Here is a 25,813-nt window from a genome sequence, read left to right as displayed (position 1 = left end):
GCCTCAGTTTTGTGTCTCAGCCTTTACGGGGACGCTTGCGGTAGGGCGCGTTGCCGCCGTCCTCAGGCGCGCGCGGCTTGCGGGCCGGGCGCTCGTCCGTGCTCGACCGCGGCTTGCGCTCATCTGCGCCGTAGGCCCGCTCCGGCTTGCCGGGACGAGGGGCCTCGGCGGAGCGCTTCTTGCCCTTGTAGGGCCCGCTCTTCGGCTCGTGATCCGGCGCGGCGCGCGGCGCGTCCGCCTCATGGCGGTCGCTGCGCTTCGGCTTCTCGTAGCGGCGCTCTGCCTCGCCGGGCTCGGGACGGTCGAACGCCTTGCGCGGCGGCTTCTCGCGATAGGTCTCGGCCTGCGGCGCGGCATCGTCGCCGCGGGCCTCACGCGGCCGCTTCGGCCCTTTGAAGCCCTTGCCGGGCTTGCCGCGCGGTCCGCGCGTCGGCTCGCCGGCGTCGGGACCGAGCGGCACGATCTCGGCCTCGCCGCGCTCGCGCTGGATCGAGGCGAGGAAGGTGCCGGCCGCGGCTTGCGCGATCTCGAAGCGGGTCTCCTCGGGGAAGATGCGGATCGTGCCGACATGCTCACGGCCGATGCCGCCCTGGCGGCAGATCAGCGGCAGCAGCCATTTCGGATCGGCCCGCTTGTTGCGGCCGATATCCATGCGGAACCAGACGCCGCCGGTGCCGCCCTGGGACGCGGCGGCGTGGCTTCCGCGCGGCTCACGAACGGCGCCCGCACCGCGGCCCTCGCCGGGATCGCCGACGTCCTCGGCGGCCGGCAGGCGGCTGCGATAGAGCCGGGCGAGCGCCATCGCGAGGTCTTCGGCCGAACGCTCGGCGAGGAGGGCGTCGGCCATCTCCCGGTCGTCGTCGCCGGCGGGTTCGGTGAGGATCGGATCGGCCAGCAGGCGGGCGCGATCGAGGGCGCGGATTTCCTCCGGCGTCGGCGGTCCGCTCCAGATCGGCACGATGCCGGCGTTGACCATCAGCGTCTCGGCCTTGCGGCGGCGGTTGCGCGCGACGAGGAGCACGCTGATGCCCTTGCGGCCCGCCCGGCCGGTGCGGCCGCTGCGATGCTGGAGCGTCTCGGCATCGTTGGGCAGCTCGGCATGGATGACGAGCGCGAGGCCCGGCAGGTCGATGCCGCGGGCGGCGACGTCGGTCGCGACGCACACGCGAGCGCGGCCGTCGCGCAGCGCCTGGAGTGCCTGGTTGCGCTCGCTCTGGCCGAGTTCGCCGGAGAGCGCGACGACCGAGAAGCCGCGCTCGAGCAGCACCGCCTGGAGGTGGCGGACGGAATTGCGGGTGTTGCAGAACACGATCGCCGCCGGCGCCTCGTGGAGGCGCAGCAGGTTGACGACCGCGTGCTCGATCTCGTTCGGAAAGACGCGGACGGCGCGATATTCGATGTCGGCGTGGCCCCGCTCGCCGCCTTCGACGCGGATGCGCAGGGCACGGTCTTGGAAGCGCTCGGCGAGGGCGACGATGTCCTTCGGCAGCGTCGCCGAGAAGAGCAGGGTGCGGCGGCCTTCCGGCGTCGCCTCGAGGAGGAACTCGAGGTCTTCGCGGAAGCCGAGGTCGAGCATCTCGTCGGCCTCGTCGAGGACGACGGCGGCGAGCGCCGAGAGATCGAGCGCGCCGCGCTCGACGTGGTCGCGGAGGCGGCCGGGCGTGCCGACGACGATGTGGGCGCCGTCGGCGAGGCGCCGACGTTCGGCCTTCGGGTCCATGCCGCCGACGCACGAGACGACGCGCGCGCCCGCCGCGGCATAGAGCCAGGTCAGCTCGCGGTGGACCTGCAGGGCGAGTTCGCGGGTCGGCGCGACGACGAGGGCGAGCGGCGCGCTCGGCCGGTCGAGGCCCGCGGGGGCGGCGTCGGGCTCGCCGAGGAGATCCCGGGCGAAGGCGAGACCGTAGGCGACGGTCTTGCCGGATCCGGTCTGCGCGGAGACGAGAAGGTCACGGCCGTCAGCGGCCTCTTCGAGGACGGCGGCCTGAACCGGTGTCGGCTCGGAATAATCGCGCTCGGCGAGGGCGCGGGCGATCGCCGGGTGCAGGACGGGAAAGGGCAAGTGCAAAGCCTCGAGCGGCGGCGCGGACCGAGGTCGCGCGGCGATGAAAGCGTGTCGGGATTGACCGTTCCATAGAGGGGTGCGGGGCCGTTGTCATCCGCCGGGAACGGGAAACAGCCCTGCGCGCGCGAAAAGGGTGCGCCGACCATCTCCACGCCAGCTTGTCGTCGATCTATGCTGCCACACCTCGGCATTGGAAGAATTCCGGCATGACGCGATTTCCGCGACTTTTTCCCCGCCCGTTGCGGCTCCGTCTCGGCGCGGCGGCGGCGCTCGTCCTCGGCCTCGCGGGCGTCGCCCAAGGCCAGTCGACGGCGTTCGCACCGCAAGGTTCGCCGGGTCCGGATACGATGGCGCTCAAGGGGCTCGAGATCGTCCGCCGCACCTCGGCGTTCGTCGGGCCGGACGTGCCGGATGCCACGAAGCGCTATGCCGGCAACAATCTCGCCTGCACCGATTGCCATCTCCAGGCCGGCACGCAGCGCTTCGCCCTGCCGCTCTACGGTCTGAGGGACCTGTTTCCCCATTACAACGCGCGCACCGGCGATGCGATCTCGCTCGCCGACCGCGTCAATGCCTGCTTCACCCGCAGCCTGAACGGCAAGGCGATGCCCGAGGATGCGCCGGAGATGAAGGCGCTCGTCGCCTATCTCGATTATCTCTCGACCGGCATGAGCAACGGGAAGATCCCGCCCGATCAGGGCGCCGGGCATATCTCGTGGCTGACGCGGCCGGCCGATCCGAAGCGCGGCGAGCCGATCTATGCGGCGACCTGCGCGATGTGCCACGGCAAGAAGGGCGAGGGCATCCGCTGGAGCGCGGTCGTGAAGGACCGCGGTTACATGATCCCGCCGCTGTGGGGCAAGGACAGCTTCAACGACGGCGCCGGCATGGCCCGCCTCATCACCATGGCGAACTTTGTCCACTCCAACATGCCGCACGGCACGGATTATTGGTCGCCGAACCTCAAGGTCGACGAGGCGTGGGACGTCGCGGCCTATGTGCTGTCGCAGCCCCGGCCGAAAAAGAAGGGACTCGACAAGGACTTCCCGGATCTTCTTCTGAAGCCGGTGGATGTGCCGTACGGGCCCTATGCCGACGAGTTCAGCGAGGAGGAGCACAAATTCGGCCCCTTCGGCCCGATCGCCCGGCGCATCGTCGCCCTCAAGAACGAGGCGCGCCTCAAAGCCCGGCAGAAGGAGATCCAGGAGCTCCAGAACGCCCAGCGGCAACAGCAGCAGCAACAGGCGCCGCAGGATCTGACGCCGCAGCCGGGTGCCGCGCAGCAGCCGACCGGCCTGCAATGAGACCGCGCCGTCAGGCCTGACGGCCGCGGGCGATGCGCACGGCGGCGAGGTCGAGGGCGGCGAGGAAGGCGGAACGATCCTTCGGCGAAAACGGCGGTGGCCCGCCCGTCGTCGCGCCGGCCGAGCGCAGGTCTTCCATGAGATTCCGCGTGGCGAGCGCCATCCCGATCGAGGCGGTGGTGAAGGCGCGGCCGTTCGGGGCGAGGACCGTCGCGCCCGCCTTCACGCAACGGTCGGCGAGCGGAATGTCGGCGGTGACGACGATGTCGCCGGCACCCGCGCGCTCGGCGATCCAGTCGTCGGCGACGTTGAGGCCGCCGGGCACCAGCACGCGCTCGATCGGAAAGCCTGGATCACGCGGCAGCATCAGGCCGCTGTTCGCCACGAGCACCACCTTGAGCCCGCGCCGCTCGGCCACGCGGTAGATCTCCGCCTTCACCGGACAGGCGTCGGCATCGACATAGACGACGATGGGGGCGGCGGCGTCGCTCATGCGCGGTTCGTCCTGGGCAGTGTTCGTCCAAACGAAGACGCCGCCGGGCGAACCGGCGGCGTCGGGAACGGGTCATCGAAACCGAATGAAACCGGAGGCGGCCTCAGCCGGCCTTCCGGAACGGGTTCAGCTTCTTCATGGTGGTCGAGATGCGGTGGCGGCGCTGTTCGTGCGCCACGACGTCGTCGTCGGTCACCCAGTTCATCTGGATCGCCCGGCGACGGCCCTCGAACGGCTCGTGGCCGTGCCAGGAATTGTCCGAGCGGCGGAACACGAGCAGCGTGCCGCCGTTCGGGGGCACCTCGGCGACATAATTGTCGAGATTCTCGCCGTCCCGCAGGATGCGCAGGCGGCCGCCGTCGGCGTCCCAATCCTGGTTCAGGTAGACGAGGACCGTGATGACCTTGGTCTTCGAGTCGGTGTGGATCTTGCCGTCGGTCTTCCGGCAATAGCCGCGCACCGTGTACATCGTCGGCCGGTCGGAAAGGTCGAGACCGAACTTGCGCTCGATGGCGTCGCGGAAGGCCGGGCCGTCGAGCTCCTCCATCAGCGCAGCGAAGTCGCCCTGGATGGTGAGCTCGGAGGGCGGGTGCGAGCCGGGGCCGGGCACCTCGGGATAATCGGCGAGCACGCTCTTCATCCGATCGGAGAGGACGAAGTTCGGCACCACGAGGAAATCGTAGGGGTCGCGCTGGAGCGGGGTCGCTTCGAGGGCGGCGTAGTCGAGATAGCTCATCGCTGCGCGCGGGACGCGTGCGGCCCCGCCTCCTTCAAAAGGCCTGTCGCCCCGCTTGCGCCGGGATTGCGGCGCGATTGCGACCGAGTCGCAGAATGCGTGGGCCGCCTTCATCTAAGGCTTCGGATCGGCCCGCGGCAAGATGCGTACATGACGCGGAGATGGGCGGGCCTTGAGCACCTGCGCCGCCACCGAACAGGTCGGAGAGCGCATCGGCGGGCCGCGAAGGGCCTCGGGGCGCCAGGGCGTCCCGAGGCCGAGGATGGGCCGTTCCGGCCGGAAATCGCGAGCCCCTTCCGGTAGATCGGGCCGCTCGGGCGCGCTCGCGGCGCGGCTCAGAAGCCGAGCGCGCTCTTGACCGCCGCGGCGCCGTCGCCGCCGGACGCGGTCTTAACCCCCGCGATCCAAGTGTTCACAAGGTCGGCATGCGTTTTGAGTTCCGCCTTCGCGGCGGCTTTCGGGTCGGCGCCCCTGGCCAGGATCTCGCCCATGACCGCGTTTTCCATGTCGACGGTGAAGCTGACCTGGTTCAGAAGCCGTTCGAGATTCGGGCAGTCCTTGGCGAAGCCCTTGCGCGTCACCGTGTTGACTTCGGCGGCGCCGAAGTTCGGGCCGAAATAGGCATCGCCGCCGGCGAGATAGGTGAGGGGATAATCCTTGTTCATCGGATGCGGCTCCCAGGCGAGGAACACGATCCAGCCCTTGGAGCGCTCCGCCTTGTCGACCTGCGAGAGCATGCCCTGCTCGCTCGATTCCACGACCTTCCAGCCCTTGAGGCCGAAATCGCCGGCGTCGATCATCTTCTGGATGTTCTGGTTCGCCGGCGCGCCGGGCTCGATGCCGTAGATCTTGCCGTCGAACTTGTCCTTGTGGGCGGCGAGGTCGGCGAAGGACTTCACCCCTTCGGCGGCGACGTAGTTCGGCACCGCGAGGGTGAAGCGGATGCCCTTCAGGTTGGTGCGCACGGTGACGAGGTCGCCGGCGGTGGTGAGAGGCTCGACGAAGCGCTTCTGTGCCGGCATCCAATTGCCGAGGAAGACGTCGATCTGGCCGTTCTTCAAAGCCTCGAAGGTGATCGGCACGCTCAGCGTCTCGACCTTCTGCTGGTAGCCGAGCGCTTCGAGCACGAGGCCGAGCATGGCGTTGGTCGAGGTGATGTCGGTCCAGCCCGGGTCGGACATGCGGACGCGGGTGCAGGAGGCCTCGTCGGCGGCCGCGGCGCCGGTTCCGACGAGGAGGGCGGCGAGCGAGGCGGCAGCGAGGCGCTTGAGGCGGCGTGTCGTCATGGTGATCCCCTGGTTTCGTTGTGGCTGTCTGAAAGAGCGGTCGCGCTCAGGGGCGCACGCGCGGAAACCGGGCGCGCGCCTCGAGATCGTCGAGGTCCATGTGGTTGCGGATGTACTCGCGGCTCGCATCGCGCGGCGGCTGGTAATCCCAGGGTGCCGGCGTGCCGATCGACAGCGAGCCGGCGACGAGATGGCGGCGCTGCTGGCTCTCGCGCACGGCCCGGTCGATGGCCTCCAAATCCCAGCGCTCGGCGATCTCCGCCCGGTAGGCCGCGACGATTGGCGCATAGGCCGGATCGCTCGCGAGGTTCGTCCGCTCGTGCGGATCGGCCGAGAGGTCGTAGAGCTGGTCCGGGTCGGCGGGCGAGTGGACGAACTTGAGGGCGCCGCGACGGATCATCAGGATCGGTGCGATCGCCCCTTCGGCGAGATATTCGCCGATCGCCTCGTCGTGGCCGCCGCTGCCGAGGAGATGTGGCCGGAGACTGCGCCCTTCGATCGGGGTCGCGAGGGGCGGGGGCGCGCCGTCGGTCGCGATGTCGAGAAAGGTCGGGGCGAGATCGACGAGGGAGACCGCGGCGGCGACGCGCTTCGGCGTATAGCGGCCGGGGGCGTGGACGATGAGGGGCACGCGGGACGCGCCCTCGAAGAAGCTCATCTTGTACCAGAAGCCGCGCTCGCCCAGCATTTCGCCGTGGTCGCTGGTGATCATCACCACGGTGTCGTCGGCGAGCCCGGTCTCGCGCAGCACGCGCATCAGCTTGCCGACATTGTCGTCGACATAGGAGATCGCCCCGTAATAGGCGCGCCGGGCATTGCGGACGTGGGCCTCGGTGACCTCGGCGTTCGCCATGTCGCAGACGCGGTGCAGCCGCGCCTCGTGAGGCGTCATCGCGACATCGCCGGCGCCGACGACGGGTAGGTCGATCTCGTCTTCCCGGTAGAGGTTCCACCAGTCTTCGGGGATGGCGAAGGGGTCGTGCGGATGGGTCAGCGACACCACCATCGCGAACGGCCGGCGGTCGGGGCTGCGCACATGGTCGTAGAGCGAGCGGGTCGCGGCGAAGACCACCTCGTCGTCGAAATCGAGCTGGTTGGTGCGCACGCAGAGCCCGGCGTCGGTCACCGAGCTCATGTTGTGATACCAGCTCGGCCGCGCCTCGGGAGCGCTCCAATCCGGCGTCCAGCCGAAATCGGCCGGGTAGATGTCGGTCGTCAGCCGCTCCTCGAAGCCGTGCAGTTGGTCCGGGCCGCAGAAATGCATTTTGCCCGACAGAACCGTGCGGTAGCCGGCCTTGCGGAGATAATGCGCGAAGGTCGGGATGTCGGAGCGGAACTCGGCGGCGTTGTCGTAGGCCGCGGTCTTCGACGGCAGACGCCCGGACATGAACACGGCGCGCGACGGCGAGCAGAGCGGGCTGTTGCAATAGGCCGCGTCGAACACGACGCCGTCGCGGGCGAGCGCGGCGATGTTCGGGGCCTTCACCACCGGATGGCCATAAGCCGGCAGGAAGGCCGGGGCCATCTGATCGGCCATGATGACGAGGATGTTGGGCTTTGCCGCCGGCACGTCGATCTCCCGTTCACACCCGGGCGAGGCCGCCTGCGGGTGCGCGTTGAACGGGAAAATGCTGTTTTCGAAGGGGCCGATCGTAAAGTAGTCTATTGATCATGTAGGTATGAGTCTCATTCATGGAACGCCGCCGCCGCCGTCTTCCGCTCAACGAGCTCGCCGCCTTCGAGGCGGCGGCCGAGACGGGCAGCTTTTCCGCCGCCGCCCGCCAGCTCGGGATGACGCAATCGGCGATCAGCCATCACGTGGCGAACCTCGAGGCCGATCTCGGCGTGCGGCTGTTCGAGCGGGTCTGGCGCGGGGTGAGAACGACCGAGGCGGGCGCCGCTCTGCACGAGGCCCTGAGCCGCGGGCTCGACCTCGTCGATGCGGGGCTCACGGCCGCGCGGTCGATCGGGGCGCGGCGCCAGCTCACGGTGCACACCGACTTCGCGTTCGCCTCGTTCTGGCTGGTGCCGCGGCTCGGCGAACTTCAGGCTGCGGTGCCGGACATCGATGTTCGTATCGTCACCAGCCAGACGAGCGGCTTCGATCTCGATTTCAGCGCCGGCGACGTCGCCATTCATTTCGGCATGCCGCCGCGGGGCCTGCGCAGGGTCGTGCGCCTCGTCGGCGAGGAGGTGGTGCCCGTCGCGAGCCCGGCGCTCGCCGCCACGCTTGCGGAGACGCTCGCCCGCGCCGAAGCGCTCGCCGCGAGCCCGCTCCTCCACCTCGAAGGCGGCGGCGACCGCTGGCTCACCTGGACCGATTATCTCGCTCAGTTCGGGGCCGTGCGCCGCCGTGGCGCGCGCGATCTCGCCTTCACGAACTATCCGCTGCTGCTCGATGCGGCGATCGCCGGCCAGGGCTTCGCCCTCGGCTGGCGTCCGCTCATCGAGGGGCCGCTGGCGCGGGGCCTCCTCGCGGAGATCGACCTGCCGCCGCTCGCAACCCAGCGCGGCTATCATCTGGTGGTGCCGCAGGGAAGGACGGAGACCGCCGTCCTGCGCGATTTCTGCCGCTGGATCACCGCCGCCTTCGCCGCGCCGGACGGCGGGTGAACGGCATTGCAGGCGGGCTGAAAAGTCTCGTCTGCCTCCATAGTCCGGTCACGGGGCCGGTGGCATAGTGCGCCGCCTCGTCGATCCGCCGGAGTTCCCTATGCGCCCGAACGTTCTTCTCATCACCGCCGACCAATGGCGCGGCGACAGCTTCGGTGCGGCGGGTCACCCCGTGGTGAAGACGCCGCACATCGATCGGCTCGCGGCGCGCAGCACCGTGTTCCGCCGCCATTTCGCCGGGGCTGCGCCGTGCAGCCCGGCCCGCGCCTGCCTCTATACCGGCCTCTACCAGATGACGAACCGGGTGGTGCGCAACGGCACGCCGCTCGACGCCCGCCACGATACGCTCGCCGAGATGGCCCGCCGGCTCGGCTACGATCCGACTTTGTTCGGCTACACCGATCAATCGATCGATCCGCGCACGACCTCGGGCGACGATCCGCGGCTCAGGACGTACGAGGGCGTGCTGCCCGGCTTCACGGTGCGGGTGCGCCTGCCCGAGGACAACGGCCCCTGGCTCTCCTGGCTCGCCGCCCGCGGCCACACCATTCCCGCCGAGCGCTGGGACATCTACCGCCCCGCCGACGGCGCGACCCGCCCGACCCAGGCACCGGCCCGCTATGGCGCCGAGGAGACCGAGACGGCCTTTCTCACCGGCGAGGCGATCCGCTGGCTCGGCGAGCAGCGCGCCGGCGAGCCCTGGTTCGCCCACGTCTCGTTTCTGCGGCCGCATCCGCCCTTCGTCGTTCCCGCGCCCTACAGCACCCTCTACGACCCGGCGGAGGGGCCGGCCTATCGGCGCGCCGCGACGCCGGAAATCGACCGCGGCAGCCACCCGCTCAACGCCTATTGGGGTGAGCAGATGCGCGAGGGGAGCCACTTCCTGATCGGCGGCGATCCCGTCACGGACTGGACCGAGCGCGACTTCGACGTGCTGCGCGCCGTCTATTGGGGCATGGTGAGCGAGGTCGACGCGCAGATCGGCCGCCTTCTCGGGGCGATCGCCGACGCCGGCGCGGCGGACAACACCGTCGTCGTCCTCACCGCGGATCACGGTGAGATGTTGGGCGACCATTGGGCGCTCGGCAAATACGGCTTCTACGACCAGAGCTATCATGTGCCGCTGATCGTGCACGATCCGCGGCGGCCGGCCGGCCAGGGCCGCGTCGTCGAGGCCTTCACCGAGGCGGTCGATGTGGTGCCGACGATCATGGACCTCGTCGGTGCCCCCGCGCCGCGTTATCTCGACGGGCGCTCGCTGCTGCCGTTCCTCGACGGGGCGGCCTCCGTCGCCGGCTGGCGCGACGCGGCGCATTTCGAATACGATTTCCGCGAGGTCGCGAGCGGCGAGGCGGGCCGCTATTTCGGCCTCGGGCTCGACGAGCTCTCCCTCGCCGTCCATCGCGGCGAGCGCTTCAAATATGTCCACTTCGCCGGCCTGCCGCCGCTCCTGTTCGACCTTCAGGAAGACCCGGGCGAACTCGTCAATCTGGCCGACGATCCGGCTTATCGCGACGCCCGGCTCGCCTGCGCCGAAGCGCTGCTCGCCTGGCGCGCGCGCCATCTCGACCGCCGCCTGACCGGGCTCGAACTGACGGCGCGGGGCCTCGTCGACGGACGGGCGTGATCAGGGAAGCGCGCGGCGGCGGGCGCCGGGCTCGCCGCGCGGCACCGCGGCGATGAGGGCGCGGGTATAATCGTCCTGCGGCGCGCTCCAGATCCGCGCGCTCGGGCCCTCCTCGACGATCCGCCCCGACCGCAGCACGACGACGCGGTCGGCGATGCGCCGCACCACGGCGAGATCGTGGGAGATGAACAGGAGCCCGAGGCCCGTCTCCTGCCGCAGCCCGGCGAGCAGGTTCAGGATTTGCGCCCGCACCGACACGTCGAGCGAGGCGACGGGCTCGTCGCAGATCAGGATGCGCGGCCGGCAGGCGAGCGCGCGCAGGATCGCGATGCGCTGGCGCTGGCCGCCCGAGAGGTCGCCCGGCCGCCGCGCGGCGAAACTCTCCGGCAGCCCGGCGCTCGCGAGCAGGCGGGCGATCTCCGCGGCCCGCTCGGCGCGCGGCACGATGGCGTGGACGGCGAGCGGATCGCCGAGGAGCCGGGCGACGGTCGCCCGCGGGTTGAGCGCGGCGAGCGGGTCCTGGAACACGATCTGCACCGCCCGGCGGAAGGGCAGCAGCGCGCGCCCTTCGGTTCTGGTCACGTCGACCCCGTCGAGCGCGACGGTGCCGGCGGTGGGCGCGGCGAGCCGCGCCGCGAGGCGAGCGAGGGTGGTCTTGCCCGAACCGGATTCGCCGACGAGGCCGACGATCTCGCCCGGCGCGACGCTGAGCGACACGCCGTCGAGCGCCATGACCTCGCGGCCGGCGAGGCGGTAGCGGCACGTCAGATTCGTGAGGCTCAGGCCACTGTTCATGGGACTTATGCCTCGCCCGGATAAAGATGGCAGGCGACGCGGCGGCTGTCGTGCGCGATCGGCAGGGGCGTGCGCTCGCGGCAGGGCTCGAAGGCGGCCGCGCAGCGCGGCGCGAAGGCGCAGCCTTGGATGATTTCGCCCGGTGCGGGAGCCTGACCCGGCAGCTCGGGGAACGGGCGGTCGGCCGCGTCCGCCGTGTCGGCACCGTCCTCGAAGGCGAGGGACGCGGCGGCGAGCGCCTGGGAATAGGGATGGAGCGGCCGCCGGGCGATCGCCTCCGCCGGTCCCTCTTCGACGATCCGCCCGGCATAGAGCACGATGATGCGGTCGGCGATTTCGATCGCGAGCGCCAGATCGTGGCTGACGATGAGGAGCCCCATGCCGGCGGCGACGAGCGACCCCAGGAGGGCGACGACCTGCGCCTGCACCGTCGGATCGAGCGCGGTCGTCGGCTCGTCGGCGAGCAGGATCGCCGGGTTGCCGGCGAGCGCCATCGCGATCGCGACGCGCTGCTTCTGTCCACCCGACAGCATGTGCGGATAGGCCCTGGCCCGAAGCGCCGGATCGGGCAGGCCGACGCGGCCGAGGGCGGCGACCGCCTCCCGTGCGGCGTCGGCCCGTCCGAGCCTGCGCCCGGTGCGATAGAGCTCGGCGACCTGATCGCCGATGCGCATCATCGGATCGAGGCTCGCGCCGGGGTCTTGGAACACCGCGCCGAACACCGTGCCCCGAAGGCCGGCGAGCGACGCGCGGTCGGCGAGGGCGATCGTCCGCTCTCCGATCGTGAGCGTGCCGCCGATCTCGGCGTCGGTGGGTGCGAGCCCGAGCAGCGCGGCGAGGCTCGCGCTCTTGCCGGAGCCGCTCTCGCCGACGAGTGCCGTGACGCTCCCGGCCGCGAGCGAGAACGAGATGCCGCGCACGGCCTCGACGGGCCCACGCGCCCCGGCGAAGCGCACGGCGAGATCGTCGATGCGGAGCGAGAGGGGAGCAGCACTCATGCGGGCGGCCGCTCCACCGCGAGGCGGCCGGCGATCCAGTCGGCCGCGAGGGTGACGGCGAGCACGGTGAGTGCGATGGCGATGCCGGGGATGACGACGAGAAAGGGCGCGGTGCGGATCGCCGAGCGGCCGGCGGCGACCATGCCGCCCCACGACACCGCGTTGGCATCCCCGAGCCCGAGAAAGGACAGAGCGGATTCGATCAGGATGGCGCTCGCGACGACGATGCCTGCGAGCGCGATGACCGGAGCAAGAGCGTTCGGCAGCACCTCGCGGAAGGCGATGCGCAGCGGTGACAGGCCGATCGCCCGGCAGCCGGCGACGAAATCGAGGGTCCGCACCCGCCGCACCTCGGCACGCACCAGCCGCGCCGATGCCGGCCAGGACGACAGGGCGATGGCGATGACGACGCTCGACGCCGCCGGGCCGAGCACGCTGACGAGGGCGAGCGCGATCAGAAAGGTCGGCACCGTCTGCACCGCCTCGGTGACGCGCATCAGGGCATCGTCGGCGAGGCCGCCGAGGAAGCCGGCGAGGGTGCCGACGATCAGGCCGAGCCCGATCGCCCCCACGCTCGCGGCCGCAGCCACGCTCATCGAGATGCGGGCCCCGTAGACGAGCCCCGACAGCACGTCGCGTCCGAGCGTGTCGCTGCCGAGCGGATGGGCGGGATCGGTGAAGGGGGCGACGAGCGGCGGCGCGACGAGGTCTAGCGGGTCGCCCGAGACGAGGAACGGCGCGGCAATGGCGGCGAGCGCGACGAGCGCGAGGAAAACGAGGGCCGCGGGTCCGGCGAGCCCGGTCCGGCGGACGCCGCGGGTGCGGGCCACCGCGCTCACAGGGAGGCTCCGACGCGCGGATCGAGCCGGGCGTGGGCGAGGTCGGCGAGGAGGTTCGCGGCGATCACGACGAGGGTTCCGGTCAGGATGATGCCGGCGAGGAGAGGCAGGTCACGCTGCATCACCGCCTCGTAGGCGAGGCGGCCGAGGCCGGGGATCGCGAACACCGTCTCGATCACCACGCTGCCGCCGAGGAGGAGCCCCGCCTGGAGCCCGAGCAGCGTGACGACGGGGACGATGGCGTTGCGCGCCATGTGTCGCCAGACGATGCGCCGCTCCGGCAGGCCGTTCGCCCGGAGGAAGCGGACATGATCGCTCGCCGCCACGCCGAGCATCGCCGCGCGCATCACCCGGACATAGAGGGCGGTGTAGGACAGCGCGAGGGCGGCGACCGGGAGCACGAGATGGCGGGCGACGTCGGCGACGGCCGCGAGGCCCACGAGCGGCGCGCCGATGGTGAAGAGGCCGCCGGAGGGGAGCCAGGCGAGCTTCACCGAGAAGAGAATGATGCCGGCGAGGCCGACGAAGAAGGCCGGCGTCGCGTTGAAGACGAGGGCGACGGCGTTGATGAGGCCGTCCCGCCACGTGCCCGCCTTGAGGGCGGCGGCGAGGCCGGCGAGCGTGCCGAGGCCGGCCGACAGCGCGAGGGCGGACAGCGTAAGCAGGAGCGTGTTGCCGATCCGCGCCCCGATCAGCGCGGCGACCGGCTGGTTGAACGCGACCGACCAGCCGAGATCGAACCGGACGAGGCGCCCGAGATAGAGCGCGAGACGCGCCGGCCAGCCGTCTGCGAGCCCCCAGGCGGCCCGCAGGCCTGCCGCATAATCGGCGCTGCCGCCGCCGGAGCCGGCGAGATAGGCGTCGACCGCATCACCGGGGGCAAGGGCGAGCAGGAGGAAGACGCCGAGGGCGACGATGATCAGAACCGGCACCGCCTGAAGGAGCCGTCGCACCACGAACCGCAGCCACCGCATATCACCATCACCCGCGGACGCGCCGCGAGAGGGCGGCTCGCCGCATTACGCACCTTGCGCTGGGAAGGATCAAGGGTGAGGCAGCGGCCGTGGGCTGCGGGCCTCATGGGTGTCGCGGGTGGTTTGGATTCGGTCGGTTGACGGGATCCGAGAGTGCAAACTATAGTTTGCAGGTGATCGCACTTTTCAAGTCCACGACCTTTGATGCGTGGATGAGAGGCCTGCGGGACCGAAGGGCGGCAGCTCGCATCCAGGCGCGTATCGATCGGCTGGCATCGGGCAATCCCGGTGACGTGAAACCTATGGGTTCCGGCATCTCAGAAATGGGAGTGGATCACGGCCCAGGCTACAGGGTCTATTTCATGCAGCGTGGGGATATCCTGATCGTCTCGCTATGCGGCGGCGATAAGTCGTCGCAATCCCGGGATATCGTGAAGGCGAAGGCAATCGCCGCCGAGTGGAAGGAATGACCTTTGGAGAAAGAGACATTCAGTCCTTACGATACGGCTGATTATCTTCAGAGCGAAGAAGATATCGTCACCTATATCGAGGCTGTCATGGAGGAGGGCGGAGACGATCCCGCCTTCGTTACCCGCGCTCTCGGCGTCGTCGCGCGGGCGCGGAATTTCAGCCAGCTCGCGCGTGACGTCGGGATGACCCGTCAAGGGCTCGACAAGGCGCTGTCGGGCGACGGCAATCCGAGCTTCGCGACCGTCGTCAAGGTCGCGCAGGCACTCGGCCTGCGCGTCACGTTCCGGCCCGCGGCTTAGGCGGACGCTTCCTCACCCCGCCTTGGTGATCGCGTCGAAGGCCTGGAGGTTGGCGACCAGGGCCTCGAAGTCCTTGAGCGGCACCATGTTGGGGCCGTCGGAGGGGGCGTGGTCGGGGTCCGGATGGGTCTCGATGAAGACGCCGGCGACGCCGACCGCGACCGCGGCGCGCGCCAGCGTCGCGACGAAGCGGCGCTCACCGCCCGAGGTCTCGCCGCGGCCGCCCGGCTGCTGCACCGAATGGGTGGCGTCGAAGATCACCGGCGCGCCGGTCTCCGCCATGATCGGCAGGGCGCGCATGTCCGAGACGAGGGTGTTGTAGCCGAAGCTGACGCCGCGCTCGGTCGCGAGCACGCGGCCGTTGCCGGCCCCGGTCACCTTGGCGACGACGTTGGCCATGTCCCAGGGCGCCAGGAACTGGCCCTTCTTGACGTTGACGGCACGGCCGGTCTTGGCGGCGGCGATCAGAAGGTCCGTCTGGCGGCACAGGAACGCCGGGATCTGCAGCACGTCCACCGCCTCGGCGACGGGCGCGCACTGATCGGGCTCGTGGACGTCGGTCAGCACCGGCAGGCCGGTCGCCTCGCGGATCTCCGCGAAGATCGGCAGGGCCTCCTTGAGCCCGATGCCGCGCTGGCTCGACAGGCTGGTCCGGTTCGCCTTGTCGAACGAGGTCTTGAAGACGAGGCCGATCTTGCGCCGCGCGGCGATCTCCTTGAGCGCATGGGCGACCTCGAGCGCGTGGGCGCGGCTCTCGAGCTGGCACGGCCCGGCGATGAGGGCGATCGGCGCCGTGTTGGAAAAGCGCACCGGGCCGATCTCGACGACGGACAACGGACGCAAGGGGGTCTGAGCGGTCATGGAAATCCTCGGCCGAACCCGTCGGCTTCTCCTCGAAACGGCGTCCGTCATGCGCCCGAACGGCGCCGAGGGCAAGTTTGCATCGAACGCCGGGACCGAAAAGCCGGGTCAGACCCGCTGGTGTTCGAGCCGCGCCACCGCATAGAGCGGCACCCCGAACAGCGCCGAAAACCCCGCGCAGGCGAGCGTATGGCCCGGCGAAAGACCTTCGAGAATGGGGGTGAGCTCGGCGAGCCGCCACATCGGCAGACGCGCCCGATAATCGTCCATCGCGCTGACACCCCAGCGGAATTCGATCGACGGGTCGTCGCGGGCGAGCGGTCCGATCGAGGGGTGCATCTTGGCCATGCCGCACATCGCGAAGGCGAACGCATCGAAGGCGAAGGTGAGCGGCCGGTCGCCGAACGCGGCAGCGATCTCGGTGAGGAGCGCGCGGACACGCGGCGGCGTCAGATAGGGCATCAGCCCTTCGGCGAGAACGATCAGCGGGCGGGCGGGAAGGCGAAGCGCCCGCTGCCAGCCGGGCCGATCGACCGAGGCGACGACATGGGTGCGGCGTGGATGGACCGCCGTGAGGTCGCCGTGGAGGCGGATCGGTGCTTCGAGGTCGAGATCCCACCAGGCGAGGCGGCCGTCGTCGAGCCGCTCGAAGGCGGACGAGAGGCCGGCACCGAGATTGAGCACGGCGATCTCGCCGTGGCGATCAGCGAAGGTGCGCACCGCCTCGTCGAGGATCATCGAGCGGCGGGCGACGCCGAACACGCATTCGCGGGTGCGCGCGAAAGCGTGGGGATCGATGTCGAGGGCGGCGATGAGAGCTTCGGCCGTCGGGTCCGTGAAGCCGAGGTTCGGGAAGGTCTCGCGGGCGAGCGCCCGCGCGCACAGCGTCACCAGGAGCGTGCGCGACACGCCCTGAAGGGCGGCCGCCTGGGGTGAGGCCGCTTCGTCGCCGGCCCGTCGCATGGGGTCCTCCGGCCGGCTCTCATGGAGCCGCTCTACCAACAGAGAGTAGCGGTGGGGCCCTCCGACAACAATGGCGATGTCGCCGCAGGGCCCTTCATCCCATCAGAGTGGTCTACGCTTCGGCGTCGAGGACGAGGGCGAGGCCGCTCGCGTCGGCGGGCGCGACGAAGATCCGGCCGCCGTCGCGACGGTGCGCGATGCCGTTGGCGGCGAGAGTGGCTACGGCGCGGTCCGCGTCCTCGATGGCGATGGTCGCGGCGGCGATGCGGCCCGGCTCCGCCACCGTCACGCCCCATCGGTCGAGGTCGGCGGCGGGCGCGAGGACCAGCGTTCCGGCCGGATCGGGGAAGGCGAGGGCGCTTCCCTGCGGCTGTGCGGCGACCCCCGAGAAGCCTTCGAAGACGGCGCGGTGGGATTGCGGATCATCCACGGCGACGACGATCTCCGCGATGCCGCGGCCGCTGTTGGCGTGGGTCTGGAACGGCGCCTTCCAGAAGTTCTCCGGGTAATGGTTGTGCGAGGCGAACAGGCCGAGATCGGCAAGGGCTTCGTCGGCGACGAAGGTGAGCGAGAAGGCGACGGTGCGGGCGACGCCGTCCGGCCCCGTCGCGGTGCGCTCGAAGCCGAACGGGGCGAACAGGCGGAGCCCCGCCGCACCGAAGGCGGCGCGGTCCGCCTCTGCACCGGCGCTGCGCACCACGATCATCGAACCGCCGCCGACGGGATGGCGGGCGAGCCAATCGCGGTTGAAGGCGGCGAACGAGAAGGTCTCGTCATCACCGTCCACGATCTTCGCCGGATCGACGACGGCGACAAGCTCGACGAAGCTTCCGTTGCCGAACTGGACGAGGTGGTTGCCCGTGCCGAACGGATGGCGTGCCTCGGGCGTCGTTGTGAAGCCGAGACTTCGCCACGTCTCGGCCGCCCGTGCGAGATCGGGCACCGCCACGACGAGATGATCGATGCCACGGCCGCTCATAGGATCTCCGTTCTCGCGCCGCCCGTCAGGTCAGCCAACTCAGTGCGTCAGCCAGGTATCGTACCACGATGACGTCGCCCAGCGCGGGTTGTTCGAGACGTTGTGGACGGCCTTGTTCGCCACCGTGACGAAGGTGAAGTTGACGAGGTTGAGGATCGGCAATTCGTCCACCACGATGCGCTGGAACTCCTTGTAGAGTTCGATGCGCTTCGCCGTGTCGATGGTGATGGCGGCTTCCGCGATCACCGCGTCGAGCTTCGGATCGTCGAAATTGTACTGATTGGAGAAGGGTATGCCCTTCTTCAAGCCGCCCTGGAAGAGGATCGTCGTGGAGATCGCCGGATCGTTGCGATAGACCGGCGAGCCGATGGCGATGTCGAAATCGCGGTCGGTATAGACCGCCTTGGTGTGGCCGGCGGCGTCGTGGGAGACGATCTCGACCTCGATGCCGACCGCCTTGAGGGCCTGGCGCACATAGGTGCCGGTTTGCACCGTCTGCTCGAACCACGGCGCCGGCAGGAGGCGCAGGCGGAAGCGCACGCCGTTCTTGTCCTTCTTGTGCCCGGCCTCGTCGAGCAGCTTTTCCGCCGCCTTCGGATCGAACGGATAGGTCGGCAGGCCGTCGGCGAAGAAGGTCTTGGCAGTCTCCGGGATCGGGCCTTGAGCGGCCTGCGCATAACCGAGGAAGATCGTGTCGACGATCACCTTCTGGTCGATCGCGTGGGCGAGCGCGCGGCGGACGCGGACGTCGGAGAGCACCTTGTTGGCGTGGTTGATCTCGAGGGTGAGCTGGTAGGTGATGCCCTCGTAGCCCTTGGTGATGACCGAGAGCTGCGGCAGCGTCGCGAGGCGCTTCAGATCGACGAGCGGCACGCCGGAAAACGCGGAGAGCTGAACCTCACCCGATTCCAGGGCCGCCGACGTCGAGGCGCGGTCCGGCAGCACGCGGTAGACGATGCCATCGAGATACGGCTTTCCGGTATCCCAATAATTCGGGTTCTTGGTCAGCCGGTAATATTGGCCTTGGGCATATTCCGTGAGCTGGAACGGCCCGGTGCCGACGAGCTGGATATTGTGCGGATTGTTGGCGATGTCGGTGCCGTCATAGAGGTGCTTCGGCAGCACGCTCGTAAGCGCCGGCAGGGCATTCTCGATGAGCTGCGGCGGCGTCGGCTTGGAGAAGCGGAAGATGGCGGTGTGCTTGTCGGGGGTGTCGACGGTCGCAAGGTTCGCGAACACCACCTGCCCGAGATTCTGCAGCGGCTTCCAGACCTGAAGTGCCGAGAAGGCGACGTCGGCCGAGGTGAACGGTTCGCCGTCGTGGAAGGCGACGTTCTTGCGCAGATTGAAGGTGAAGGACAGGCCGTCGGCCGAGCCCTGCCACGAGGTCGCCAGCACGGGCCGCGGAGGACCGTCGAACGTCATCTCGGCGAGCGGCTCGATCACCTTGCTCGCGACGTAGAACACGCCGTTCGAGGCGACGATGGCGGGGTTGAGATTGCGCGGCTCGGTGTCGGCGGCGACGACGAGCGTGCCGCCCGGGGTCGGCGTGTCGTCGGCGAAGACCGGCCGGGTCAGCGCCGTGGAGGCGAGCAGGGTCGCCGTTCCCGCCAAAAAGCCGCGCCGCGTCGGCGCGAATGTGAAGATACCGCCGTTCATCGTCCCACTCCTGCTCTGCCCGTCGGAGCACTATAGCGGGAGCGCGCACGGCGGAGCAGGGGCGAAAAGGCCGCTGCGGTCCGCCGGCGAGGAGGTGATTTCGCTGAATGCCCCAAGCGCGGAAAATCGTTCCGTGCTTGGGGGCGGTCTACTCGGTGGAATGCGTCGAGACTCAGCCGCGGCCGCGGCGGCTCATGCCGGGGCGGACCTGCTTCTCGATCCAGTTCGCGAGCTCGGCGAGCCGGATCGTCTCGTCGAGCAGGTCGGCATCGAAGCCGTAGCGCCAGGCGAGATCCTTGCGGGTCGGGTCGGCGGCCAGCGTCCGATAATCGGCAGCGACGCCGAGCGCGTCGGCCTCGTTGGCGAACAGCCCTTCGCCGATCAGCCGTTCGGAATAGCGGATGATGTAGGCGGCGAGATCGGCGAGCGACATCTCGGGGTGGTACTGCACCCCCCAGAAGGTCCCGTTGCCGTGAGAGATCGCGGCGCCCTGCACGGCCGAAATGCCGTTGCCGGCGGTCACCACCATGCCGGCGGGGCGGACGTCGACTTCGTCGATGTGGATCGCCGGGGCATCGAACACCGCGCCCTTGCCGGCGTGGAGGCCGATGGCGGCGTCCTCCGGCGTCGCGCAAATCTTGCGCGCCGGGCCGATCTCGCGGCCGTTCGGATTGCGCCGAACGCTGCCGCCGGCGGCAACCGTCGCGACCTGGAGCCCCCAGCACGAGCCGAAGAAGGGGACGCCTTCCTCGAAGATCGTGCGGGCGAACTCGATCTGGCGCAGCGCTTCCGGCTCCGCCTTGTAGATGTTGAGGGCGGACCCGCCGATGGCGACGCCGTCATAGCCGGCGAGGCCCGCCTTGTCGGGGATGTTGGCACCCGGGTCGGCCGGATAGCAGATATCGACCACCGCGTCGGGGGCGAGCTTCTGCAACACCGCCGCGTAGGAATCGCTCGGGGTGCCGCCGGCGATCGCCGCGTGGGCGCGACGCACCTCCGCGGTGTTGCCTTCGACCACGAGCAGGCGCGGCGCGCGGCCCGAACCTGTTTCCGCCTTGCCGGGTGCCGACATGGCTCAGCCCTTCAGGGTCAGGTCGCCGCGGATGGCGGCGAGGATCACGGGCTCGAAGTCCTTCGCCACCATCGGGCGCGGATTGCCGCCGGTCGACGGGTCGCGCTCGGCCTGGACGGCGAGCTCGGCGATGCGGCTCTCGTCGACGCCGAGATCGGCGAGGCTGTTGGCGATGCCGAGATCCTGGCGAAGCTGGAGGATCCACGCGAGCACGCCGTCGAAGCCGCGGCCCGGCAGGTCGAGCAGGCGAGCGATGGCGTCCATGCGATCCTCGATCGCCGGGCGGTTCCACAGCATGACATAGGGCAGCACGACGCCGTTCGTCAGGCCGTGGTGGGTGTCGTAGAAGGCGCCGACCGGGTGCGAGATCGAATGCACCGCGCCGAGGCCCTTCTGGAAGGCGGCCGCGCCCATCGAGGCGGCGGCGAGCATGCGCGAGCGGGCCTCGATGTCGCGGCCGTTCGCCACCGCGCGCGGCAGGTAGATCGAGACGAGGCGCAGGCCTTCGAGCGCGATGCCGTCGGCCATCGGGTGGAAGCCCGGCGCGCAATAGGCCTCGAAGCAATGGGTGAGGGCGTCGAAGCCCGTGCCCGCGGTGAGCTTCGGCGGCAGGCCGACGGTCAGCTCCGGATCGGCGATGACGACCTTCGGCAGCATCAGCGGGTGGAAGATGATCTTCTTCTCGTGGGTCGCCTCGTTGGTCACGACCGCGGCGCGGCCGACCTCCGAGCCGGTGCCGGCGGTCGTCGGAACGGCGACGATCGGCGCGATGGTCGCGGCGTTGGCGCGGGTCCACCAATCGCCGACGTCCTCGTAATCGAAGATCGGGCGGGTCTGGCCGTTCATGAAGGCGACCGACTTGCCGACGTCGAGCGCCGAGCCGCCGCCGAAGGCGATGACGCCGTCGTGGCCGCCGGCGGTGAAGACGGCGAGGCCGGCCGTCACGTTCGACTCGGTCGGGTTGCCCTTCACGTCGGAGAAGATGCCGTAGGCGAGGCCGGCCTTCTTGAGCGAGTCTTCCGCGCTCGCCAGGATCGGGGTGCCGACGAGACCGCCGTCGGTGACGATGAGCGGCTTCGTGATGCCCGCCGTCCGGCAGGCGTCCGCGAGCTCGGCGATGCGGCCGGGGCCGCTCAGCACGCGGGTCGGATAATTCCAGGCGCCGGTGAGGACGGGGGCGGATGCGGTCATGGGGATCTCAGCCTCGAAGGGTGTTCGGTTCGGTCTTCCGCCGGGTCGGCCCGGCCGGCCGTCGGGATCGGAGCGGGCGCCGCCATCGGGGGCGGCCGGTGCGCTTCCGCGTCATCCCCGGGACGAGCCCCGGGGACGAATGTCGGGCAGGCGGATCTCAGGCGATCTCGCGCAGGTGGAACGACTTCGGCCGGGTCAGCATGTGATAGCCGATCACCGACAGGGACGCGCCGCGGCCGGTGTCCTTGACGCCGGTCCAGGCGAGCGCCGGGTCGAGATAATCGCAGCGGTTCATGAACACGGTGCCGGTCTCGACGCGGTCGCCGAGCGCCTCGGCGGTGGCGATGTCCTGCGTCCAGATCGAGGCGGTCAGGCCGTACGGGCTGTCGTTCATGAGGCGAACCGCCTCCTCGTCGTCCTTCACCTTCATGATGCCGACGACGGGACCGAAGCTCTCCTCCATCATCACCGACATCGTGTGATCGACGTTGGTGAGGACCTGCGGCGCGAGATAGGCGGTGCCCGCCTTGTCGGCCGGATGGTCCTTCGGATCGATGTGGGCGACGGCACCCTTGGCGATCGCTTCCGCCGTCTGCTTGCGCACCCAATCGGCGAAGCGGACATTGGCCATCGGGCCGAGGGTCGAGGCCTCGTCGAGCGGGTTGCCGAGCTTATATTGCTTGGTCAGCGCCACGAAGCCGTCGACGAACCGGTCATAGTGGCTCTCGTGCACGTAGATGCGCTCGATGCCACAGCAGCACTGGCCGGAATTGTAGAAGGCGCCGTCGACGAGGTTCTCGATGGCGAACTCGACGTTGGCGTCGGCGCGGACATAAGCCGGGTCCTTGCCGCCGAGCTCGAGGCCGAGCGAGGTGAAGGTGCCGGCCGCGGCCTTCTCGATCGCCTTGCCGCCGGCGACGGAGCCGGTGAAGTTGACGTGGTTGACCGCGCCGGAGGCGAGGATGCGCGAGGTGTCCTCGTGGCTCAGCACCAGGTTGGTGAAGAGGCCCTTCGGCAGTCCGGCCTTGTCCATCGCCGCTTGGAAGCGCTCGCCGACCAGGATGGTCTGGGCGGCGTGCTTCAGGATCACCGCGTTGCCGGCGATGAGGGCCGGCGCGATGGTGTTGACGGCGGTGAGGTAGGGGTAGTTCCACGGCGCGACGACGAAGACGATGCCGACCGGCGTCCGCTTGATGAGGCGGCGGAAGCCTTCCTTCGGCGTCGGCACGACCGGCGCGAGAGCTTCCTCGGCGATGTCGACGCAGTAGCGCACGCGCTCCTCGAAGCCGCGGAACTCGCCGCCATAGCGCACCGGGCGGCCCATCTGCTGGGCGAGCTCCGGCACGATCTCCTGGTTCATGGCGAGCATCGCGTCGAGGAAGGCGAGCACGGCCTTGGAGCGCTCGGCGATCGGCACCGCGGCCCAGGCCGCCTGCGCCTTGCGGGCGCCGGCGAGGGCCGCGTCGATGGCGGCGGCCGAGGCGGCCGGCCGGCGGGCGAGCTCGCTTCCGTCGATCGGCGAGATGCAGACGATATCGGTCAAGATGGTCTCCTCGAAGCGGTCGTGACGGGGGCGGCCCCCGTCAGATGATCTCGAAATAGCGGGCGAGCTCCCAATCGGTGATCGCACGCCGGAATTCGCGTTCTTCCCAGTCGCGCGTGGCGGCATGATGATCCACGAACGCGTCGCCGAAGAGGGCGCGGGCGGGCTTCGAGGCCTTGAGCCGGGCAGCCGCCTCCGACAGGGTGCGCGGCAGCGCGCGCTTCGCCGGAATGCGCTTGTCGTAGGCGTTGCCGACGATCGGCGCGTCCGGCTCGATCTTGTTCTCGATGCCCCAGAGCCCGGAGCCGATCGCCGCCGCAAGCGCCAGATAGGGATTGATGTCGGCCGCTGCTATCCGGTACTCGACGCGCTGGCTCCACGGCGAGCCGGGGATGACGCGCAGCGCGCAGGTGCGGTTCTCGACGCCCCAGGTGGCGTCGGTCGGCGCCCAGAAGCCCGGAATGAGCCGCGAATAGGAGTTCACGGTCGACGAGACCATCGCCAGCACTTCAGGCATCAGGGCCTGCTGGCCGCCGAGGAACCAGCGCATCTCGTCCGACATGGTGTGCGGTTTCGTCGCGTCGTGGAAGACCGGCTTGCCGTCCTTCGACAGCGAGACGTGGATGTGGCCGGACTGGCCCGGCCAGTCCTTCGACCACTTCGCCATGAAGGTCGCCATCCAACCGCGCTGCTGGGCGAGCACCTTCGTGAACGTCTTGAACAGCGCGCCGCGATCGGCCGCCTCGAGTGCCTCGGAATGGACGATCGCCGCCTCGAGCACGCCCGGACCCGTCTCGGTGTGCAGGCCCTCGAGGGGGAAGCGCATCTCCTCGCCGAGTTCCATCAGGTCGTGATAGAAATCGGCGTGCACCGTCGAGCGCAGCATCGAATAGCCGAAGAAGCCCGGCGTGATCGGCGTCAGCTTCTGATAGTTCTTCTCGCGCACGGAATGCGGCGTTTCTTCGAATACGAAGAACTCGAACTCGGTCGCCGCTTCGACCTTGTAGCCGAGGCCGGCGGCGCGATCGATCACCCGGCGCAGCACGCCGCGCGGACAGACCTCTTCCGCCCGGCCGTCGAACTCGGCGAGGAAGAGTAGCATGTCGCCTTCGAACGGCACGGGGCGGCAGGTCTCCGGCAGCACGCGCACGGAGGCGTCGGGATAGGCGGTGTGCCAGCCGGTGAAGCTCACATTGTCGTAGAGCTGGTCGTTCGAATCCCAGCCGAGCACGACGTCGCAGAAGCCGAAGCCCTTCTCGAGCGCCGAGAAGAACTTGTCGCGGGCCATGTACTTGCCGCGCATGATGCCGTCGGCATCGAACACGCCGACCTTGACGTGGGTGAGGTTGCGTTCCTCGACGATCGCGCGCGCATCCGCCGCCGTCCGGACGTCCTGGGGTTTCATGCAAGACTCTTCTTCTCAGGAAGGGGGACCGGCCGGGCACTCGCGGCCCGGCCGGAGGCGTTGCGAGGCGATCAGCCCTTTTCGCCGACGGCAGCTTCCGCGGCCGCGATGTCCTTGGCGCGCTTGCGGATCTGGTCGCCGATCGGCGGCCCCTGGAAGCGGCGGGACTCGAAGGCGACCCAGATGATCGCGGTCACCACGACGAAGCCGACGGTGATGTAGAGCGCCCAATCGTTCGGCGGCTGGATGCCGATGACGAAGATCAGGATCATCGAGATCACCGAGAGCACCGCGACGAGGCTGTAGAGGCCGCGGCCCATGTTCCACGGTCCCATCTGCGGCCACTTCTTCGAGCCGTAGGCGATGAGGCCGAGGGCGATCGGAATGGCGAACGAGAAGAACAGGAAGATCACGGTGCAGGACACCACGATCGAGTAGGCCGAGGCGCCGGCGATCGTCACCGCCGAGGTGAACCACACGAACAGCACCGACAGGATGGAGCCGGTCCAGATCGCGGCGACCGGGGTGCGGTGCTTCGGGCTGATCTTGGCGAGGGTCTTGGAGGCCGGCAGGCCGCCGTCGCGGGAGAACGCGAACATCATCCGCGAGAGCGAGGTGACCGTCGCGAGGCCGCAGAGGAACTGCGAGACGAAGATCGCGAGGTAGAGGATGTCCTTCACGATCGGGTTCACCTGGGCGTCCATGGCCCAGAAGAACACATTCCAGCCCTGCTTCGCCGCGTCGTCCATGTTCGGGATCATGAGCACGAAGGCGCACAGCATGATGTAGCCGAACACCGACGACCAGATCACCGACGAGACCATGCCGCGCGGCACCGAGTGGGCCGCCTTGATGGTCTCTTCGGAGGTGTGGGCCGAGGCGTCGTAGCCGGTGATGGTGTAGATCGGCAGGAGGAGGCCGAGCAGGAACACCCACCACTCAGAGACCTGCGGCCACACGCCGGCGCCCGCATCGCCCGAATAGTTCGAGAAGGTGAAGAGGCGCGCGATGTCGTAGCTGGGCGCCGCCGCGAGGCAGACGATCGTCAGCGCGATCGCGGTGACGAAGATCAGCGAGCCGGAGAAGTCGGTCAGCTTCGCGGTCAGGCGAATGCCGAAATGGTTGATGAGGGCCTGGATGATGGTGATGACGGCGACGCAGGCGATGCGCACCGTCAGGGTGTCTTCCATGCCGAAGCGCGGACCGAACGCACCGAAGAAGAAATAATAGGTGCCGACATTGATGGCGCCGAGCACGGTGACGAGGCCGAGCAGGTTGAACCACGCGGTCAGCCAGCCGGTGAAGCGGTTGCCGAGGATCGAACCCCAGTGGTAGAGGCCGCCGGCCGTCGGGTAGGCCGACGAAATCTGGGCCATGGCGAGCGCGAACACGCCGGAGATGACGCAGCCGAGCGGCCAGCCGAGGCCGATCGCCGCGCCGCCGGCACCGGACGTCGCCTGGGCGAGCGAATTGATGCCGCCCGACAGGATGCAGATGATCGAGAACGAGATGGCGAAGTTGGAAAACTTCGACATCCGGCGGTCCAGCTCCTGGGCATAGCCCATGTCGTGCAGGACCTTGATGTCTTGATGCCGATCGACGTCCGAATAATCGGACCCGGAACCCGGATTCGCTGCCAT

At 69.5% G+C, this 25,813-nt stretch carries 23 protein-coding genes; 5 read left to right on the top strand and 18 right to left on the bottom strand.

The genetic code is table 11. The features are described from left to right. Nucleotides 1-16: 16 nt before the first annotated feature. Nucleotides 17-2,062 carry a DEAD/DEAH box helicase gene (locus F0357_RS01565; protein WP_153477993.1) on the bottom strand — a complete coding sequence of 682 codons (2,046 nt, stop codon included), beginning with the start codon at nt 2,060-2,062 and terminating at the stop codon, nt 17-19. 209 nt (nt 2,063-2,271) lie between these two features. On the opposite strand from F0357_RS01565, the gene F0357_RS01560 reads away from it, so the two are divergent. After that, complete coding sequence (locus F0357_RS01560; protein WP_153477991.1) at nt 2,272-3,369, top strand: c-type cytochrome; 1,098 nt, start codon at nt 2,272-2,274, stop codon at nt 3,367-3,369. Nucleotides 3,370-3,379: 10 nt separating this feature from the next. On the opposite strand, the gene F0357_RS01555 is transcribed toward F0357_RS01560, so the two are convergent. The 4 genes from F0357_RS01555 to betC all read right to left on the bottom strand — a co-directional run bounded on the left by F0357_RS01555 (nt 3,380) and on the right by betC (nt 7,454). Further along, nucleotides 3,380-3,862, bottom strand: coding sequence for a YaiI/YqxD family protein (locus tag F0357_RS01555; protein WP_153477989.1), 483 nt, complete (start codon nt 3,860-3,862; stop codon nt 3,380-3,382). Between the two features lie 103 nt (nt 3,863-3,965). After that, nucleotides 3,966-4,598 (bottom strand): 2OG-Fe(II) oxygenase, encoded by a 633-nt coding sequence (locus tag F0357_RS01550; protein WP_153477987.1) that lies wholly within the window; start codon nt 4,596-4,598, stop codon nt 3,966-3,968. Nucleotides 4,599-4,933: 335 nt separating this feature from the next. Continuing rightward, nucleotides 4,934-5,884: a choline ABC transporter substrate-binding protein gene (choX, locus tag F0357_RS01545; protein WP_153477985.1), complete on the bottom strand. Its 951-nt coding sequence runs from the start codon at nt 5,882-5,884 to the stop codon at nt 4,934-4,936. Between the two features lie 46 nt (nt 5,885-5,930). Then, entirely contained in the window at nt 5,931-7,454 is a 1,524-nt protein-coding gene (gene betC / locus F0357_RS01540; RefSeq protein ID WP_312861406.1) for a choline-sulfatase, read from the bottom strand. A gap of 122 nt (nt 7,455-7,576) precedes the next feature. On the opposite strand from betC, the gene F0357_RS01535 reads away from it, so the two are divergent. Beyond that, nucleotides 7,577-8,497, top strand: coding sequence for a LysR substrate-binding domain-containing protein (locus F0357_RS01535; protein WP_153477983.1), 921 nt, complete (start codon nt 7,577-7,579; stop codon nt 8,495-8,497). Between the two features lie 100 nt (nt 8,498-8,597). Continuing rightward, the gene (locus F0357_RS01530; RefSeq protein WP_153477981.1) at nt 8,598-10,124 is read left to right on the top strand and encodes an alkaline phosphatase family protein; all 1,527 of its coding nucleotides are present in this window, start codon (nt 8,598-8,600) and stop codon (nt 10,122-10,124) included. Here F0357_RS01530 and F0357_RS01525 read toward each other — a convergent pair whose 3' ends face one another. Genes F0357_RS01525 through F0357_RS01510 form a run of 4 tightly spaced genes read right to left on the bottom strand, consistent with a single transcriptional unit; the run spans nt 10,125 to nt 13,730 of the window. Continuing rightward, on the bottom strand, nt 10,125-10,919 hold the full coding sequence (locus F0357_RS01525; RefSeq protein WP_153477978.1) for an ABC transporter ATP-binding protein: 795 nt from the start codon (nt 10,917-10,919) through the stop codon (nt 10,125-10,127). Between the two features lie 5 nt (nt 10,920-10,924). Then, nucleotides 10,925-11,917: an ABC transporter ATP-binding protein gene (locus F0357_RS01520; RefSeq protein ID WP_153477976.1), complete on the bottom strand. Its 993-nt coding sequence runs from the start codon at nt 11,915-11,917 to the stop codon at nt 10,925-10,927. Beyond that, a complete protein-coding gene (locus F0357_RS01515; protein WP_312861670.1) occupies nt 11,914-12,747 on the bottom strand; it encodes an ABC transporter permease in 834 nt (277 codons plus the stop codon). The genes F0357_RS01520 and F0357_RS01515 overlap by 4 nt, the downstream gene beginning before the upstream one ends. A 5-nt stretch (nt 12,748-12,752) precedes the next feature. Beyond that, on the bottom strand, nt 12,753-13,730 hold the full coding sequence (locus F0357_RS01510; protein WP_153477973.1) for an ABC transporter permease: 978 nt from the start codon (nt 13,728-13,730) through the stop codon (nt 12,753-12,755). 173 nt (nt 13,731-13,903) lie between these two features. Between F0357_RS01510 and F0357_RS01505 the strand changes: the two genes are divergently transcribed. After that, the gene (locus F0357_RS01505) at nt 13,904-14,200 is read left to right on the top strand and encodes a type II toxin-antitoxin system RelE/ParE family toxin (protein ID WP_312861669.1); all 297 of its coding nucleotides are present in this window, start codon (nt 13,904-13,906) and stop codon (nt 14,198-14,200) included. Between the two features lie 3 nt (nt 14,201-14,203). Beyond that, nucleotides 14,204-14,500 (top strand): addiction module antidote protein, encoded by a 297-nt coding sequence (locus tag F0357_RS01500; RefSeq protein ID WP_153477970.1) that lies wholly within the window; start codon nt 14,204-14,206, stop codon nt 14,498-14,500. A gap of 12 nt (nt 14,501-14,512) precedes the next feature. Here F0357_RS01500 and kdsA read toward each other — a convergent pair whose 3' ends face one another. The 9 genes from kdsA to F0357_RS01455 form a co-directional block, all read right to left on the bottom strand. Continuing rightward, nucleotides 14,513-15,361 carry a 3-deoxy-8-phosphooctulonate synthase gene (gene kdsA, locus F0357_RS01495; RefSeq protein ID WP_153477968.1) on the bottom strand — a complete coding sequence of 283 codons (849 nt, stop codon included), beginning with the start codon at nt 15,359-15,361 and terminating at the stop codon, nt 14,513-14,515. A 108-nt stretch (nt 15,362-15,469) separates the two neighbouring features. After that, the gene (locus tag F0357_RS01490) at nt 15,470-16,324 is read right to left on the bottom strand and encodes a class I SAM-dependent methyltransferase (protein WP_153477966.1); all 855 of its coding nucleotides are present in this window, start codon (nt 16,322-16,324) and stop codon (nt 15,470-15,472) included. Nucleotides 16,325-16,436: 112 nt separating this feature from the next. Continuing rightward, the gene (locus tag F0357_RS01485) at nt 16,437-17,303 is read right to left on the bottom strand and encodes a VOC family protein (RefSeq protein WP_153477964.1); all 867 of its coding nucleotides are present in this window, start codon (nt 17,301-17,303) and stop codon (nt 16,437-16,439) included. Nucleotides 17,304-17,342: 39 nt separating this feature from the next. Next, nucleotides 17,343-18,962 carry an ABC transporter substrate-binding protein gene (locus F0357_RS01480; RefSeq protein WP_153477961.1) on the bottom strand — a complete coding sequence of 540 codons (1,620 nt, stop codon included), beginning with the start codon at nt 18,960-18,962 and terminating at the stop codon, nt 17,343-17,345. Nucleotides 18,963-19,134: 172 nt separating this feature from the next. Then, nucleotides 19,135-20,034: a type 1 glutamine amidotransferase gene (locus tag F0357_RS01475; RefSeq protein ID WP_153477959.1), complete on the bottom strand. Its 900-nt coding sequence runs from the start codon at nt 20,032-20,034 to the stop codon at nt 19,135-19,137. Between the two features lie 3 nt (nt 20,035-20,037). After that, a complete protein-coding gene (locus tag F0357_RS01470) occupies nt 20,038-21,225 on the bottom strand; it encodes an iron-containing alcohol dehydrogenase (protein ID WP_153477955.1) in 1,188 nt (395 codons plus the stop codon). Nucleotides 21,226-21,382: 157 nt separating this feature from the next. Then, the gene (locus F0357_RS01465) at nt 21,383-22,768 is read right to left on the bottom strand and encodes an aldehyde dehydrogenase family protein (RefSeq protein ID WP_153477953.1); all 1,386 of its coding nucleotides are present in this window, start codon (nt 22,766-22,768) and stop codon (nt 21,383-21,385) included. 40 nt (nt 22,769-22,808) lie between these two features. Then, complete coding sequence (locus F0357_RS01460) at nt 22,809-24,173, bottom strand: glutamine synthetase family protein (RefSeq protein WP_153477949.1); 1,365 nt, start codon at nt 24,171-24,173, stop codon at nt 22,809-22,811. Between the two features lie 71 nt (nt 24,174-24,244). Continuing rightward, nucleotides 24,245-25,813: an amino acid permease gene (locus F0357_RS01455; RefSeq protein ID WP_153477946.1), complete on the bottom strand. Its 1,569-nt coding sequence runs from the start codon at nt 25,811-25,813 to the stop codon at nt 24,245-24,247.

It is taken from the genome of Segnochrobactrum spirostomi (genome assembly GCF_009600605.1).
Lineage (GTDB): Bacteria > Pseudomonadota > Alphaproteobacteria > Rhizobiales > Segnochrobactraceae > Segnochrobactrum > Segnochrobactrum spirostomi.
This window is presented reverse-complemented; position numbering and strand designations above follow the sequence as displayed.